We start from the raw sequence: 14883 nt of genomic DNA, 5'->3' as shown, positions 1-14883 counted from the left end.
AGCAGCAGCCAGTACAACCAGGCAAGGACGCCAGGAGGTTCCGATGTCGGTGAAAGGCAAGGACGCAGCAGGCCGGGGCGGGCCGGAAGGACGCCAGGGCAACGGCTCCGCCGGCATCACGCCCAGGGATCCTGCCCTGGTCCGGAACGTGGCGCTTGTGGGCCGTTCCGGCGCCGGCAAAACCACCCTCATCGAGGCGCTGCTGGAAGCCAACGGCATGATCACCCGGAAAGGTTCTGTGGTTGACGGGACCACCGTGAGCGACTCCGATCCCGCCGCCATCCACCAGCAGCGCTCCGTGGCGCTGTCCGTGGTGCCGCTGCCCGTGGCGGGCATCAAGGTCAACCTCCTCGATACGCCCGGCTATCCGGACTTCATCGGCGAACTCCGCGCGGGCCTTCGCGCCGCGGACGCCGTCCTGTTCGCCGTCTCGGCCGTGGACGGGGTGGATGCGGGCACCACCGCCATCTGGCAGGAGTGCCAGTACCTGGGCATGCCCCGCGCGGTGGTCATCACCCGGCTGGACCATCCCCGGGCGGATTACGACGGCGTCCTGGCCGCCTGTCGCGAAGCGTTCGGCGACACTGTGCTGCCGTTGTACGTTCCGGTCCGGGCCGGCGCGGAGGTCTCCGGCCTCCATGGCCTGCTGACCGGGACGGTGTTCGAGTATCCGGCGGAAGGTTCCGGCCCGGCGGCGCGGGCGGCGGAACCGGGGGAATTGGCGGCCGCGGAGTCTTCCCGGGCGGAGCTGATCGAGGGAATCATCGCCGAAAGCGAAGACGAGACGCTGATGGACCGCTACCTTGGCGGTGAGGACATTGATGCCGGCGTCCTCATCCCTGACCTGGAAACCGCCGTCGCCCGCGGGTCCTTCTTCCCGGCTGTGCCCGCCTCGGCGATGACCGGGCTGGGAACCGCCGAGCTGCTGGAGCTCCTGACGAAGGCGTTTCCATCTCCACCGGAGCGCAGCCTGCCCCGGGCCACCGACCTGTCCGGCTCTCCGGTCCGGGCCCTTGCCTGCGACCCTGCCGGGCCGCTCGCAGCGGAGGTTGTCCGCACCACCGTGGATGCATTCCTGGGCCGGGTCTGCCTGGTCCGGGTCTTCTCGGGCACCCTGAGCGGGGACACCCCCGTCCATGTGAGCGGGCACGGGCTGGCGGACCGGGGGCACCAGGACCATGACACCGACGAACGGCTCACGCACCTCTACTCACCGCTGGGATCCACTCTCCGGCCCGTCCCTTTTTGTGTCGCCGGTGACATTGCGGCGGTGGCGAAACTGGGCACCGCCGAGACCGGGGACACGATTTCCGCGAAGGACCAGCCGCTGCTGCTGGCTCCCTGGGAGATGCCGGAGCCGCTGATGCCGGTGGCCATCGAAGCCGATTCCCACAGCGACGAGGACGCCCTCGCCCGCAGCCTGGGAAAGGTGGCCGCCGGAGACCCGACGCTGAGGGTGGAACGGAACGCCGAAACCCACCAGCTGATCCTCTGGTGCATGGGGGAGGCGCATGCCGAAGTGGTGCTGGACCGGCTCCGCGACCAGGGCGTGAAGCTGCACACTGTGGACGTGGTGACGCCGTTGCGGGAAACCTTCGCCACCCCGGCGGCCGGGCACGGCCGGCACGTCAAGCAGTCCGGCGGCCACGGCCAGTACGCGGTGTGCGACATCGAGGTGGAACCGCTGGCCAGGGGCGCAGGCTTCGAGTTCGTCGACAAGACAGTGGGCGGGGTTATCCCCGGAACGTTCATTTCGTCAGTGGAAAAAGGTGTCCGGGCGCAGATGCAGCGAGGCGTTGCCTCCGGCTTTCCCGTGGTGGACCTTCGCGTGACCCTGGTGGGCGGCAAAGCACACAGTGTTGATTCCTCCGACGCAGCGTTCCAGGCGGCCGGTGCTCTGGCCCTGAGGGAGGCCGCCGCCGCGGGGAGCATCCAGCTGCTCGAGCCTGTCTCGTCGGTGGTGCTTAGCGTTCCGGACGAGCATGTGGGGACAGTCATGAGCGATCTCTCCGGGCGCCGCGGGCGGCTCACCGGGACGTCGTCATCCGGCGGGGACCGGACCGAAATCACGGCGGAAGTGCCGGACCAGGAGCTGCTGAAATACGCGGTGGAGCTACGTGCTTTGACCGCGGGCACCGGAACGTTCAGCCGGCACTACCTCCGGCATGATCCCCTGCCCGGCAACCTGGCCGCGGCGGGCCGCTGACGCCCCGCGCCGGACTGGCCACGGTTGGGGTGCCGGTCTTCAGGAGCTGAGCGTACCCCGGACGATGCTGACGCTGGAGTGTGCCGGATTGCCGTCCAGCGGCTCGTCGGAGACGTCCACGATGGGGTAGCTGGAAAGGTCAAGGCCGGCCGGTACGTCGAAGCGGCCGGACGATGAGTTCATGATTCCGAGGCTGACCAGGCGGGACAGATCGGGGGCAATCAGCCAGACTTCCTGGTACCCGCCGGCTTCTGCTTTATTAAGTCTCACTTCGATGCTCCGTGAGCCGTCGCCGGACTCGGTAACCGTTGCCGAACCAGTGGCTGTGAAACGGGCCAGCGGTTCCAGCTGGGCCGAGGCGAGGGTCACCGGCGGGGATGTGCGGTTGACGGCCACCACCACTCCGGCAGCAATGACGACGGCGGCCGCAGCCGCTGCCAGCCATGTCACCGGCCGGCGCAGCCAGGTCACCTTGCTGCCGGGCTTTTCCGCCGGCCGTGCTGCCGGCCGCGGTTCTTCGGATGGGGATTTCCCCTCGGCAGCATCCTGGCCGCGGGCAGGGCCCAGCGGATCCGCGGCCACCTCGTCCGTGAGCCTAAGCTGCCGGTGGATGGCTTCCCAGACATTTGCGCCGGGGGCCTCCAGGCCGCCGGTGTCCGGGACGGTCCTGGCGGCGTTGACGGCGCGCCGCAGCGCGGCAACCTCGGCGGTGCACTCGGGGCAGGAGCGGAGGTGGTCGGCGCTCCCGGCGTCCATCGGCTCGTCCAGGGCGAACAGGCTCAGGGCTTCAGGGTCAAGGTGCTGCATGATCCACCTCCAATCGGTGTCTCAGGTGGCTAAGGCTGCGGCGGATGTGACTCTTGACCGTACCAAGGGGAAGGTTGAGTTTCCGTGAAATCTGGTCGTGGGTCAGGTCATCGTAAAAGGCCAGGCGCATGATGGAGCCTTGGGGTTCGCCGAGCCGGGCCAGCTCGCCGTCCAGGAGCAGACGGTCCGCCAGGATCTCGATGGAGGATGCCTCTGCCTCGGGCTGCAATTCCACTGCCGCCAGCACCTTGCGGGATTCCCGGGCCGAGGCGGCGAGCGCATCGGAGATGGCGTTCCGCGTGACGCCGACAATCCAGGCCGGGAGCGCCGCTTTGTGCGGATCGAACGCGGCCCGGGACCTCCATACCCGGATGAACACTTCCTGGGTGACATCGTCCGCTGCACTGCGGTTCCGCAGCGCCCGGAGGGCCAGGGTATACACAAGCGGGGAGAACTGGCGGTAGGCCTCTGCCAGCGCCTTCTCATCCCCTGCCGAGAACGAGTGGTCGAGTTGCGGGTTCCAGGTGCTGCCGGCGGACGGCCGCTGCTCCGCACCGCCACTTTGCTGCTCGTCGCTGGAAGACGGCTGGCCAGAAGATGCCAAACCGGCCTCCTTCCCCTCCTCGGCAATGAGTGTCAGGGCTGACTCGCGGCTCATTCAGGTTCCGCAGTGACAATGACATTGTCACTGTAGTCCTGTCTCTCGTCCAGCCACCGGCCGCCGCACGTCACAAGCCTGAGCTGGTGCGGGCCGTCACGGCGGAAGAGGGAACCGCCGTCGAACCTGTCCTTGGCCATCAGCTCAACGGAACGCACCCGGTAGTCCAGCGAGGGAGCGCCGTAGCGCTCAACGGTGATGAGGGTTCCCGCCGGCAGGCGCCTTAATTGGGAAAAAGGCGCCCGGTCCGACGTGGTGTCCACGTGCGCGGCGATGACGGCTGCCCCAGCCACTGCGCCCGGTGCAGGTCCATACCGGTACCAGCCTGCCTGATTGACGGATTCCGGAATTTCCATCGCCCCGTCCGGCGAAGCGCCCACGTCCACGATCTCCATGCTGATGCTGGTGCCCTCCACGGTGAGGAAGCGGGGTGCCGGGTCGCGGGGAGCAGCGGGGGCGGCAGTGGCCTGGCGGAGGGGAACGTCCGGCACGGTGGCGGGCGGCCGGGTTGCGGGATCAGGAGCCGGCGTGGTCGGGGGTGCTGCGGCACGGGCTGACGCAGAGGCTGCCCCGGACGGGACAGCCTCCGGCGTGGTTGGTTCTGCCGTGCCGCAACCGGACAGGAGGGTTGCGGCAAGGACGACGACGGCCCCCGCCCGCGCGCGGACGGAACGGCCAGTTGTGGCAAGTTTCACCGTGGCCTCCCGCGCTGCCAGGGCCGGAACGTCAGGTGCCTCCGGAACCGGGGCGCCGCCGTCGTGCTTTCCATGTCAGTCAGCTACTTCCGGCCGGCCTTGCGCAGGGCCGCGGTGCGGGAAGCAGCCACGGCGCCGAGCACGAGCGCGATGCCTGCTGCCCCGAACCCGGCCACTGCCATGGCCTGTCCGGTGACACCTTCATCGGCCGCACCTGAACGCCCGCCCGGAACTGCTCCCGGAGCCGAATGCAGGCCCTCGATGGTCTGCACGGCAAGCTGCAGGTTCTTGTCCGCCAGGCTGCCCCAGGCGTACACAATGGTGTGCGTGCCCTCGGCCACCGTGACATCAGCGGGCCCGATAACAGGTTGGGTGGTTCCGGCCGCCGCCACTGCAGCCGGGATGGTGCCCGGGTCCAGCGTGAGCATCTGCTCGTTCGGGTTTACCAGGTTGGAGATGACTGCGGACCCGGCAGCCAGGACGTCGACGGCGGGCGCTGCAGCTGCGTGCCGCACCGTCAGCTTGCCTTTGCCGGCCGCAATCGCCGAGACGTCGTTGGTGAACAGGTTGGCCGTGGGCTTCCCTGCGCCGTCCAGGTCGGCCACAGCAGTGTAGTTGCCGTTGGCGGCAAGGGTCACGTTGACCGGGCCGATCACTGCGGCGGACGCGTCTGCGGCATCAGAGGCGGTGATGGCAAGAGCGTAGTTTCCTGCCGGAAGTGCCAGGGGGCCGGCCAGGGTGCCGGGCGTGAAGTCGTCCAGCGTCCGTTCGCCGTTGACCCACACGTCCACCGTCAGCCCGGGAACCCCGTGCAGGACGGAGAGCTGGGCGTCCCCCTCGGCAGCCTGGGCGGGGCCGGCGAAAGCCAGTGCCGCCGCTACTGCCACTGCTCCTGATGCAAAAATGCTGGTGCGCATGATTTCTCCTTCTTCGGCCCGCCGGGCGGGCGGTTTTGCTGACACACCTACTACCGGCGCCGGCCGCCATTTGGATGCAGATGCATCAAAGATTCCTGGAGAAGGTTTTGCGCGTGTGGGCACACCGCTGGCGTATGCGGCGCTGATCAGGGGATCGGCGGGAGAAATTGCCCTCTACGATGTCAATGTGGCAAAGGTCGACGCGGAGGTCCTGGACCTCGCCCACGGGATCCGATTCGCCGCGGCGGCCACCGCTGTCTACGGCGGGATGGACCTGGCTGCCACAGAGGGGTTCACATGGGAAAAGCAAGTGCCGGCCCGCTGAAATTGCGGAGCGGCAACCTGCTGATATTGGTTGATTCCTTGTGGATTTCCGGCGGCCGCAAATTCTGCAGCGCCGGAATCAATAGGAAATGAATGCCACCAGTTCGCCCACCCGGTCCTCCGGGTAGTTTTTCGCAATGTCGCCCTGGCTGAGGACGCCCACCAGGTCATGCCCGTCAATGACCGGCAACCTCCGGACCTGGTGGTCCTGCATGGTCCTGATGGCCTCCTCGATGGAATCGTCGGCTCCGATGGTCACGGGCTTGCCTTCACCGAACTGACCCGCCGTGGCAGTCCGCGGATCCCCGCCCTCCGCCAGGCACTTAACCACGATGTCCCTGTCCGTCAGCATGCCCTTGAGCCGGTTGTCTTCGCCGCAGATGGGCAGTGAGCCCACATCGAGGTCCTTCATCTTCCGTGCGGCCGCTTCCAGGGTCTCGTTCTCACCCACGCACTCCACGCCCCCGGTCATGATTTCCCGTGCCGTTGCCATGATCGCTCCTTCCTGATGTGGTGCCGCGTCGACGGCCTGTTCGGGTGGCCCCTCGGGACCTGGCTCTTGATTGGCGGCCCGCAGAACCAGCTGATGACAAAAATGCTAAGCCTACTGATTATTGCTGTCCAGAGGTGGAGTACTACCGTCCAGACCCTGAGCAATGCACCTCCCGGCGGGCTCCCACCCCCTCGGCATCAATGCTTGCTTCGCCGCAATCAGGTAGTAAGCTTGCTGACCAATACTAGTAAGCCTGCTGATTAATTGAGACAGGAGTAGGCCATGGGTACAGTTTTCGCTGCCGCTTCGGCATTGGTGGTCGCAGCAGCCGGTGCAGCCGCCGCCCTCAGCGCTCCCTTTGGTGCTGCCGGCCACGGGGGCCAGTATCTTGCAGGCCACGTGCTCCTGGGGCTGGGCCTCGGGCAGTCGATCGCCATCCTGCTGCGCGTCGCGGTCAAGCGGCTGCTGGCACGGCGGGCGGCCGCCGACGTTGCTGAGGCTCCTGTGTACACGGCGCCGGTCAGCGTCCTGCCGGCCCGGCCGGCGGCGCTGGCCCCGGCAGCAATCGCCCAAACACCTGCTTTCCAAGCAACCGCTGCCCGTGAAGCCACCGCCCCAGTAACCGCGCTTCCTGCACGGCCTGCGGCGATGATTCCGCTGCGGGGCCGGCATGCCGCCTGAGGCTCCGGCATTGGCCGCCGGCAGTGGTGGCCGGCCCGGCCGGAAAAACTCCGGCCTGTGGCGCGCGGCCGCCGCCCTGGCTGGTGCCGCCTGCCTTGCCGTGGTTCTGTATGCCGCCTCTCCGCTCCTGAGGCCCCCGGATTCTGATGCCGGGACACTTCGGGGCCTGCAGGTCAGGGTCCTGAACATCAGCCAGGCGGCAGCAGAAAACAGGATGGACGGCGCCCTCGCCGCACTTGAGGCCCTGGAGAAGGACCTGAACGACGCCGCCGGCCAGGGCCTGATCTCCTTGTCCCGTTACCGCGGAATCGAAGCCGCAGTCGAAGACGTGCGGGCGGACATCACTGGCCAGCTTGCGGCAGCGTCTGCCCCCGCACCCGAAGTTCCTGCGGTAACAGCATCCGAGCCGCCCCCACCCGATGCAACCGTGGAACCGGCGCCGGCGCCCGAACAACCGGTCGTCGTACCGGTGCCCGCGCCGGTGCCCGCGCCGGTGCCGGCGCCGGTCCAACAAGAACCAGCTCAGCCGGATCCAGCCAAGGAAACAAAGGGTAAAGGCAAGGGAAAACCCTAGCCCCGGTTCCGGGCACAATGGACGAATGACTTCTTCGGGCAGGCAGCAGCAGCCGTTGGCGGCCAAACCCTTCGATCTCGGGACCATTGGTGCCGGCTTGGCATTTGCGGAATCATTGCCTGCCCTCACCCGGGCCCTGAGTGGCGGGGTAGGACCGGCAGCAGTTATACAGGCGCCGCCGGGCACCGGCAAGACCACGCTCGTCCCGCCGCTGCTTGCAAACCTCGTGGCACACGGCAGCGGGCGGATCGTGGTTACCCAGCCCCGCCGCGTTGCTGCCCGGGCGGCCGCAAGGCGCCTCGCCGTGCTGGACGGCAGCGCTCTGGGGGGCCGGATTGGCTACTCTGTGCGCGGCGAGCGGCAGGCGGGCCAGGAAACCGTCGTCGAATTCGTCACGCCCGGCATCCTGTTGCGCCGCTTGTTGGCCGACCCCGGCCTTGAGGGCACGGCAGCGGTGGTCCTCGACGAGGTCCACGAACGCGGCATGGAAACGGACCTGCTGGTGGGCATGCTCGCCGAGGTCCGGGAGCTGCGCGGTGACCTCACCGTCGTCGCCATGTCCGCAACCGTGGACGCTCCCCGGTTTGCTGCACTTTTTTCCAACAGCGGCGGCAGCGCGGACGACGGCGGGGCGCCGGCTCCCGTAGTGGACTGCGCGTCAGTGCTCCACACCCTTCACACCGACTGGCGGCCCGCGCCCGGGCCACGGCTCGACGGCAGGGGAGTGACGCCGGCCTTCCTGGAGCACGTGGCCTGGACGGCCGCGGAGGAGTTCACCCTGGCCCTCAGCGGGGACGGTTCCACGGACGCCCTCGTTTTCCTCCCCGGTGCGAGGGAGGTTTCGCGGGTCGCAGCCGACCTTCGGCGGCAGCTGGGCACCACCGTTAACGTCCTGGAACTCCATGGCCAGGTGACAGCCGCTGAACAGGACCTGGCGGTTTCCGGCCGGTTGCCCGGCGGCAAGGCCCGGATAATTGTCTCCACCGATCTGGCCGAGTCCTCCCTCACTGTTCCCGGTGTCCGGCTGGTCATTGACTCCGGCCTGACCCGCGAGCCCCGCCGCGACGCCGGGCGGGGCATGAGCGGGCTGGTCACGGTTTCCTGCTCCCGCGCCTCTGCCGATCAACGGGCGGGACGTGCGGCCCGCCAGGGGCCGGGGCGCGTGGTGCGCTGCTACGACCAGCAGGCCTACGGCGCAGCCCCTGCCCACGTCACGCCGGAAATCAGGGTGGCGGACCTCACCGGCGCCGCGCTGCTGCTCTCTGCCTGGGGCTCTCCCCGCGGTGAAGGCCTCGCGCTGCCGGACCAGCCGCCGGGGCAGGCCATGGACCACGCGATGGAGGTGCTCCGCGAACTGGGCGCCGTGGCGCATGACGGCCACATCACCGGCGCGGGCCGGCTGCTGGCCAGCATTCCGGCCGATCCCAGGCTCGGCCGGGCGCTGCTTGACGGAGCGGCGGCCGCCGGTCAGCTGGCCGCGGCGGAGGCAGTGGCCCTGGTCTCGGCTGACCACCGGGCCCCCGGGGCAGACCTCACCCGCCTCCTGTCACAGCTCCGTGACGAAAAGGGCGCAGCTGCCCGGCGCTGGGCAGAAGACACCCGCCGGCTTGCTGCCCTGGCGCAGCGCGGTCCGCTCTCCGCTTCGCCCGTCCTGCCGTCACCGGTGACCGGCAGCGCAGTGGTGGGAGCCGTCGTCGCACTTGCCTTCCCGGACCGGGTGGCACGCCGCGTGGACGGCGACCCGCCCAACCGCTACCTCCTGACCTCCGGAACCCGCGCCGGGCTGCCCGCCGGCAGCTCCCTGTCCGGTCACGAGTGGCTGGCCGTGGCGGAAGTAACCCGTGCCGATGGCAGGGATGCCGCCGGTACCGGCGCCGTGATCCGGTCGGCCGCACCGCTGATGCCTGACCTCGCCGAAGCCGCGGCCGGACACCTCCTGACCGACGCCGTCGAAGCACGGTTTGCCGGCGGCCGCGTGTCCGCCCGGAAGGTCCGGCGCCTCGGAGCGATCGTCCTGTCGTCCACCCCGGTCCGGCCGTCGCCGGCCGAGGGGCGCGTGGCCGTCGCGAAGGCTTTAAAAAAGGAAGGACTCGGCGCCCTGGAATGGTCGACGGCGGCAGACGCGCTCCGCCGTCGGCTCGCCTTCCTGCACCACGGCCTGGGCGGTCCGTGGCCGGAGGTCTCGGACCAGGCCCTGTTGCTGCGGCTCGAGGAGTGGCTCGGTCCGGAGCTGGAAGCCCTCGCCGGCGGAGCGGCCGCACGCTCCATCGACCTGGCTAACCCGCTCCGGCGGCTGCTGCCCTGGCCGGAGGCCGCGCAACTTGATGACCTCGCGCCGGAGTGGCTTGAGGTGCCCAGCGGGTCGCGGATCAGGATCGAGTACCCGGAGGTCGCGGATCACACCGGCCGCCCGGTGGTGGCCGTCAAGTTGCAGGAGTGCTTCGGGTGGGCGGAAACACCCCGGCTCCTGGGCGGCCGCGTGCCGGTCCTGTTCCACCTGCTGTCGCCGGCCCGGCGCCCCCTGGCCGTCACCGACGATCTCACATCCTTCTGGTCGGGCCCCTACGCCCAGGTCCGGGCTGAAATGCGCGGGCGCTACCCCAAGCACCCCTGGCCCGAGGATCCCTGGGCGGCCACCGCCACCGCACGCGTCAAACCGCGTCAATAGCTGCGTTCCGGGAACGCCTTGCCGGCGTTTTCAGGCTCCGTGAGAACAAAGATACACAGCCGAAACGTTTGGTCGATGGGCTGAAACATGCCCCCGTTAGGCTCTTTCCTACCTGGACAGCGTGGTCCACATCAGACATGGAAGGACGCAAAAATGTTTCTCTTGAACAGCCTCAACCTTTTGCTCGACGGCCGCCGCTTCGAGGACGGCCGGTCCCAGAACGGCGCAGACGGAACCAGCGAGTTCCCGGAAGGCCGCCTGACCTCCGCCGCCTGGGAAGGCTGGTGGCACGAGGAGGCCGCAGCGTAAGTCCCTTTGAGCCGGTCTGAGGACGGGCCCAGTACATACTGGATCAGGACTGCATTGACGGGGACTTGTCCCGGATAAATGCGGCCACGGGCTGGGCCAGCGAAGCACCCACCTCAGCGGCGGGGCGCTTGGTGCCGGCGACAGCGAAGGAGTGGTCGCCGCCCTCCACCCATTGAAGGACAGCATTGGGGCCGATGCGTGACACCACGTCGGCCAGGAGTTCCGGAGTGGCGAATGTGTCCCGGCTGCCTTGCAGGAACAGCATGGGAGCGGCCAGCCCGTACAGATGTTCGTCCCGCAGCTTCTCCGGCTTGCCCGGCGGATGCAGGGGATAACCCAGGTAGACGAGCCCGGCAGCGTCCATACCGTCCGCTACGGCCATGGACGCCATCCGGCCGCCAAAGGATTTACCGGCCGCCCAGAGGGGGCCCGCGTCCTGATGCTTCCCTGCCTGCCCGGCAGCAGCGGCCATGGCAGCACGCCACGCCGCGATGGCCACTGGCGGCCGGTCCGGGAACTTCCTTCCGGCTTCCCGGTAGGGGAAGTTGAAGCGCAGCGTCGCCACGCCCAACCCGTTCAGTGCCGCCGTGAACCCCGTGAGGAACGGATGCTCCATCCCGGCGCCGGCGCCGTGGGCAACCACCAACGTGGCGGAAGGATTGTCGGGGCGGGCATAAGCTGCGGTGACGGTGGTGTCGCCCACCGTAACGGTCAGGGGAACTTCCGGGGCTGGCATCCCTCCATCATGCCGGACCGGGGGCGGAAATCTGTCCCGTTTCCGCAGCCGGGGTGTACGTTGTCCCCATGGCGAGCGAACAGACCACCATTACCGTTCCGGGCCCCGACGGCGGCCGTGAGATGCGCATTTCCAGCCCCAGCCGCGTCCTTTGGCCGGACCTGGGGCTCACCAAACTGGACCTGGCGCGCTACATCTGCGACATGGGAGAAGCCTTCATCGCGGCCAACGGGGACCGGCCGGTGGCCCTGCAGAGGTACTCGGACAACGTCAATGGCGAGATGTTCTTCTCAAAGAACCCGCCCAAGGGGACGCCGGACTTCATCAGGACGCAGAAGGTGGTTTTTCCCAGCGCCCGCACGCATCCGATGCTGATCCTGGACGAGCCCGCCGCAGCCGTGTGGGCTGTCCAGATGAACACGGTGGTCTTCCACCCCTGGCCCTCCCGGACCGCGAATACTGACAACCCGGACCAGCTGCGGATCGATTTGGACCCGCAGCCGGGCACAGACTTTGGGGACGCCGTCCCCGCGGCGCTGGTGATGAAGGAGGTCCTGGCCGAGGCCGGCCTGACCTGCTTCATCAAAACCTCCGGCAACCGCGGGCTGCACGTCTACGCGCCCATCGAGCCCACGCGGGAGTTCCTCGATGTGCGGCATGCCGTCATTGCCGCCGCCCGGGAAGTGGAGCGCCGGATGCCGGAGCAGGTCACCACCGCGTGGTGGAAGGAAGAACGGGGGAAGCGGGTCTTCCTGGACTTCAACCAGGCCAACCGTGACCGCACCATCGCCGGCGCCTACAGCCCGCGTGCGCTGCCGCACGCTTCGGTCTCCTGCCCGATCACCTGGGACGAGCTGGAGACCGCTGACCCGAAGGACTTCACCATCCTGACCGTGCCGGACCGGCTCAAAACCGTGGGCGACCCGTGGGCGGACATGCACAGCACATCGGGCACCATCGACACGCTTCTCAAGTGGTGGGAGCGGGACCTTAAGGCCGGGCTCGAGGAGATGCCATTCCCGCCGGATTACCCCAAAATGCCCGGCGAGCCGCCCCGGGTGCAGCCCAGCCGCGCCCGGAAGCAGGACTGACGGCCTATTCGAAGCGTGCGGGGTCTCCGGTACCGCGCCGGACCACCTCAGCCAGACCACTGGAGAAATCCACAACGGTGGTGGGCTCAGCCCCGCAGTCGCCGGCATCGATCACCGCGTCCACCAAGTGGTCCAGCCGCTCCTTGATCTCCCAACCCTGGGTCAGCGGGTCTTCCTCGTCCGGCAGCAGCAGCGTGCTTGAAAGCAGGGGCTCACCGAGTTCAGCCAGCAGCGCCTGCACCACCCTGTTGTCCGGGATCCTGACTCCTACTGTTTTCTTTTTGGGGTGCAGGAGCCGCCGCGGAACCTCTTTGGTGGCCGGCAGGATAAAGGTGTAGCTCCCGGGCGTCACGGATTTGATGCTGCGGAAGACGTCGTTGCCAATGTTCACGAACTGCCCCAGCTGGGCGAAATCCTTGCAGACCAGGGTGAAATGGTGCTTGTCGTCCAGGCTGCGGATGCTCCTGATCCGGTCCAGGGCGTCCTTGTTGCCCAGCTGGGCCCCCAACGCGTAGCAGGAGTCCGTGGGATAGGCGATCAGCCCGCCGTCGAGCACCATGCGTACTGCCTGGGCGATGGCCCGGGGCTGCGGATCCTGCGGATGAACGTCAAAGTATCTGGCCATGTACCCGAGCCTACGTTCCCGCGCCGTGCCGCCGCACCATTGAAGCGCCCGCTGCATGCAATGCGGGCGGAGCGCGCGGCACCCGGGGGCCGGACAGGGTGGCAGAATGTGGCGCATGGCTATGGAACGGATCGTCGTGGGCCTCCAGGGCGACGACGACGGGGAACTCCTGGTGCGCCGCGCCGCGAGGCTTCTCCACCGGGGCGTTGGCGGTGAACTGCTCGCCGTCCACGTGCGCACCCCGGCCGGGACCCGGGGGGAGTCCCCGCAGGCACTCGAAGCCCAGCGCCGCCTGGTCGCAGACCTGGGTGGCAGCTATCACACGGTATCGGCATCCGATGCCGCCGCCGCCCTCGTGGAATTCGCCCGCTCTGCAGGGGCCTCCCACATCCTGGTGGGCCAGTCCCGCCGTCACCGGGTCCGGGCCCCCTTCAGCCTGGGCGTGGACACCAAAGTGGTGCGGGAGGCGGCGGACATTGACGTCCAGGTGGTGCCACTGGTCCGGTACTCCGGCAGCCGGGGGAGGCGGCCGGAACTGGGCCGGGCGCGGACGGGGTTCGGGTTTGCCCTCGCCGCGGTTCTTCCGCCTTTGTTGCAGCTCCTCCTGGCCATGTTCGAGCACAGTGTGGCTACCGCAGTGCTTATTCAGCTGACGGGCGCCGTGGCCGTGGCCCTGGTGGGCGGATTGTGGCCGGCGGTTGCGGGTGCTCTCTGGAGCAGCCTGCTGGTGAACTACTTTTCCACTCCGCCCCTAGGCGACCTCGCCATCCACGACCCCCAGGATCTGCTCTCGCTGGCGGTATTTGTCGGCGTCTCGGTGGCGGTGGCCGGCGTGGTGGATGGATCAGCCCGGCGTTCAAAGGAAGCGTCCCGGGCGCAAGCCGAAGCCGCCACCCTGGGTGATCTCGCCTTGGGGGCATCCCGGTCCGAGGACACCCTCCACGGCCTGCTCGCTGAAGCCCTCGATGCCTTCGGTGCCTCCGGGGCAGCCGTCGTCAGCAACCTCCCCGCGGCCGGGCATCGGGATCCGAAGGGTCAGGAATCCGGGCGCACGCCGCTCCTCCTGGCGGGAGCCGGTGATATTTCCGGCTGGCAGGACGGAGCCCAGGACCTCCGCGGCCTTCCGGGCACCACTACCGTCCAGGTGGACCCTGTGACGTGGCTGGTCCTGTTCGGCAGGGAGGTGCCAGCGGCGGGGCGGAGGCTGCTCGGCGCCTTCGCGGTCCATGTCAAAGCCCAACTGGAACGCCGGCAGCTGGAGGCCAGCCGGCACGAAATCCTGCGCCTTGCAGAAGGCAACACCATGCGCACGGCCATCCTGCAGGCCGTCTCACACGACCTGCGTACCCCGCTGGCCGGAATCAAACTCGCGGCCGGCGGGCTCCTGCAACATGGCGTTGCCTATACGCCGGTTGAGCAGCGGGAGCTGCTGGAGACCATAGATGCGTGCAGTGACCGGCTCGATTCGCTGGTGGGGAACCTGCTGGACATGTCGCGGATCACCGCCCGTTCGGTGGAGCCGCTGCTGGGCCCGGTCAGGTGGAGCGAGGCAATTGATGCGGCCTTGCGCGGGCTTCCGGAGGGTGCCGTGGCGGTGGCGCTGCCGGCCAACCTTCCCCCGGTGGAAGCGGACCGCGGGCTGCTGGAACGGGTCATTGCCAACATCCTTGAGAACGCACTCAAGCATGCCCCGGGTTCGGGAGTGTCGATAACCACGACGGCGGACGGGCTGGGTGGTGTGACCCCTGAGGGGCATCCCTGCGGCGAACTGCGCATCGTTGATCATGGTCCGGGCGTACCCGAGCGGAAGGTGCTTGACATGTTCAGGCCGTTCCAGCGGCTTGACGACCTGCCCCAGGCCAGCGGCCTGGGCCTCGGACTGGCCGTAGCCCAAGGCTTCGTCCAGGCCATGCGGGGGACCCTTACGGCCGAGGGGACTCCAGGGGGAGGGCTGACGATGATTATCCGGCTGCCGCTTTCCACCGGCAGCCCCGGCAGCGGCAGCAATGCCCCGAATGCAGAGACGGTTCCAGGCGCTGGGACGGTGCGGACGTGACAGGACCGTCCCCGGCAGGACCCGGACACCAGAAGGACGGACT

At 68.5% G+C, this 14883-nt stretch carries 15 protein-coding genes; 8 read left to right on the top strand and 7 right to left on the bottom strand.

The annotated features are described in order from the left end of the window. Positions 1-43 precede the first annotated feature (43 nt). The gene (locus QF038_RS10870; protein ID WP_307610148.1) at positions 44-2206 is read left to right on the top strand and encodes an elongation factor G-like protein EF-G2; all 2163 of its coding nucleotides are present in this window, start codon (positions 44-46) and stop codon (positions 2204-2206) included. 39 nt (positions 2207-2245) lie between these two features. On the opposite strand, the gene QF038_RS10865 is transcribed toward QF038_RS10870, so the two are convergent. From QF038_RS10865 to QF038_RS10850, 4 genes are all read right to left on the bottom strand, one after another. Further along, a complete protein-coding gene (locus tag QF038_RS10865; RefSeq protein WP_307610147.1) occupies positions 2246-3013 on the bottom strand; it encodes an anti-sigma factor in 768 nt (255 codons plus the stop codon). Then, positions 3000-3653 carry an RNA polymerase sigma factor gene (locus tag QF038_RS10860; RefSeq protein ID WP_373461638.1) on the bottom strand — a complete coding sequence of 218 codons (654 nt, stop codon included), beginning with the start codon at positions 3651-3653 and terminating at the stop codon, positions 3000-3002. Before QF038_RS10860 ends, QF038_RS10865 begins: the two co-directional genes overlap by 14 nt. Positions 3654-3667: 14 nt before the next feature. Further along, positions 3668-4366, bottom strand: coding sequence for a class F sortase (locus tag QF038_RS10855; RefSeq protein ID WP_307610145.1), 699 nt, complete (start codon positions 4364-4366; stop codon positions 3668-3670). 83 nt (positions 4367-4449) lie between these two features. Then, positions 4450-5283 carry a DUF4397 domain-containing protein gene (locus QF038_RS10850; protein WP_307610144.1) on the bottom strand — a complete coding sequence of 278 codons (834 nt, stop codon included), beginning with the start codon at positions 5281-5283 and terminating at the stop codon, positions 4450-4452. Positions 5284-5398: 115 nt separating this feature from the next. On the opposite strand from QF038_RS10850, the gene QF038_RS10845 reads away from it, so the two are divergent. Further along, positions 5399-5608, top strand: a complete 210-nt coding sequence (locus QF038_RS10845) for a hypothetical protein (protein WP_307610143.1) — start codon at positions 5399-5401, stop codon at positions 5606-5608. A gap of 78 nt (positions 5609-5686) precedes the next feature. On the opposite strand, the gene QF038_RS10840 is transcribed toward QF038_RS10845, so the two are convergent. Continuing rightward, on the bottom strand, positions 5687-6100 hold the full coding sequence (locus QF038_RS10840; RefSeq protein WP_307610142.1) for a CBS domain-containing protein: 414 nt from the start codon (positions 6098-6100) through the stop codon (positions 5687-5689). Between the two features lie 282 nt (positions 6101-6382). Here QF038_RS10840 and QF038_RS10835 point away from each other — a divergent pair, with 282 nt between their 5' ends. The 4 genes from QF038_RS10835 to QF038_RS10820 all read left to right on the top strand — a co-directional run bounded on the left by QF038_RS10835 (position 6383) and on the right by QF038_RS10820 (position 10332). Further along, complete coding sequence (locus QF038_RS10835) at positions 6383-6781, top strand: hypothetical protein (RefSeq protein ID WP_307610140.1); 399 nt, start codon at positions 6383-6385, stop codon at positions 6779-6781. Continuing rightward, entirely contained in the window at positions 6771-7355 is a 585-nt protein-coding gene (locus QF038_RS10830; RefSeq protein ID WP_307610139.1) for a hypothetical protein, read from the top strand. The genes QF038_RS10835 and QF038_RS10830 overlap by 11 nt, the downstream gene beginning before the upstream one ends. A 25-nt stretch (positions 7356-7380) precedes the next feature. Beyond that, a complete protein-coding gene (gene hrpB / locus QF038_RS10825; RefSeq protein WP_307610138.1) occupies positions 7381-10023 on the top strand; it encodes an ATP-dependent helicase HrpB in 2643 nt (880 codons plus the stop codon). 153 nt (positions 10024-10176) lie between these two features. Beyond that, a complete protein-coding gene (locus QF038_RS10820; RefSeq protein ID WP_307610137.1) occupies positions 10177-10332 on the top strand; it encodes a hypothetical protein in 156 nt (51 codons plus the stop codon). Positions 10333-10375: 43 nt separating this feature from the next. On the opposite strand, the gene QF038_RS10815 is transcribed toward QF038_RS10820, so the two are convergent. Further along, the gene (locus QF038_RS10815) at positions 10376-11068 is read right to left on the bottom strand and encodes an alpha/beta family hydrolase (RefSeq protein ID WP_307610136.1); all 693 of its coding nucleotides are present in this window, start codon (positions 11066-11068) and stop codon (positions 10376-10378) included. Between the two features lie 68 nt (positions 11069-11136). Between QF038_RS10815 and ligD the strand changes: the two genes are divergently transcribed. After that, positions 11137-12159 (top strand): non-homologous end-joining DNA ligase, encoded by a 1023-nt coding sequence (gene ligD / locus QF038_RS10810; protein WP_307610135.1) that lies wholly within the window; start codon positions 11137-11139, stop codon positions 12157-12159. Positions 12160-12163: 4 nt separating this feature from the next. Here the strand turns inward: ligD and QF038_RS10805 are convergent, their stop codons facing one another. Continuing rightward, positions 12164-12784: an L-threonylcarbamoyladenylate synthase gene (locus QF038_RS10805; RefSeq protein WP_307610134.1), complete on the bottom strand. Its 621-nt coding sequence runs from the start codon at positions 12782-12784 to the stop codon at positions 12164-12166. Between the two features lie 115 nt (positions 12785-12899). Between QF038_RS10805 and QF038_RS10800 the strand changes: the two genes are divergently transcribed. After that, positions 12900-14840 carry a DUF4118 domain-containing protein gene (locus QF038_RS10800; RefSeq protein ID WP_307610133.1) on the top strand — a complete coding sequence of 647 codons (1941 nt, stop codon included), beginning with the start codon at positions 12900-12902 and terminating at the stop codon, positions 14838-14840. The last annotated feature ends 43 nt before the right edge of the window (positions 14841-14883 follow it).

The sequence above is a fragment of the Pseudarthrobacter sp. W1I19 genome (assembly GCF_030817835.1).
Lineage (GTDB): Bacteria > Actinomycetota > Actinomycetes > Actinomycetales > Micrococcaceae > Arthrobacter.
Note: the sequence above shows the minus strand (reverse complement) of the source record. Positions and strands in the feature narration are given on the sequence as shown.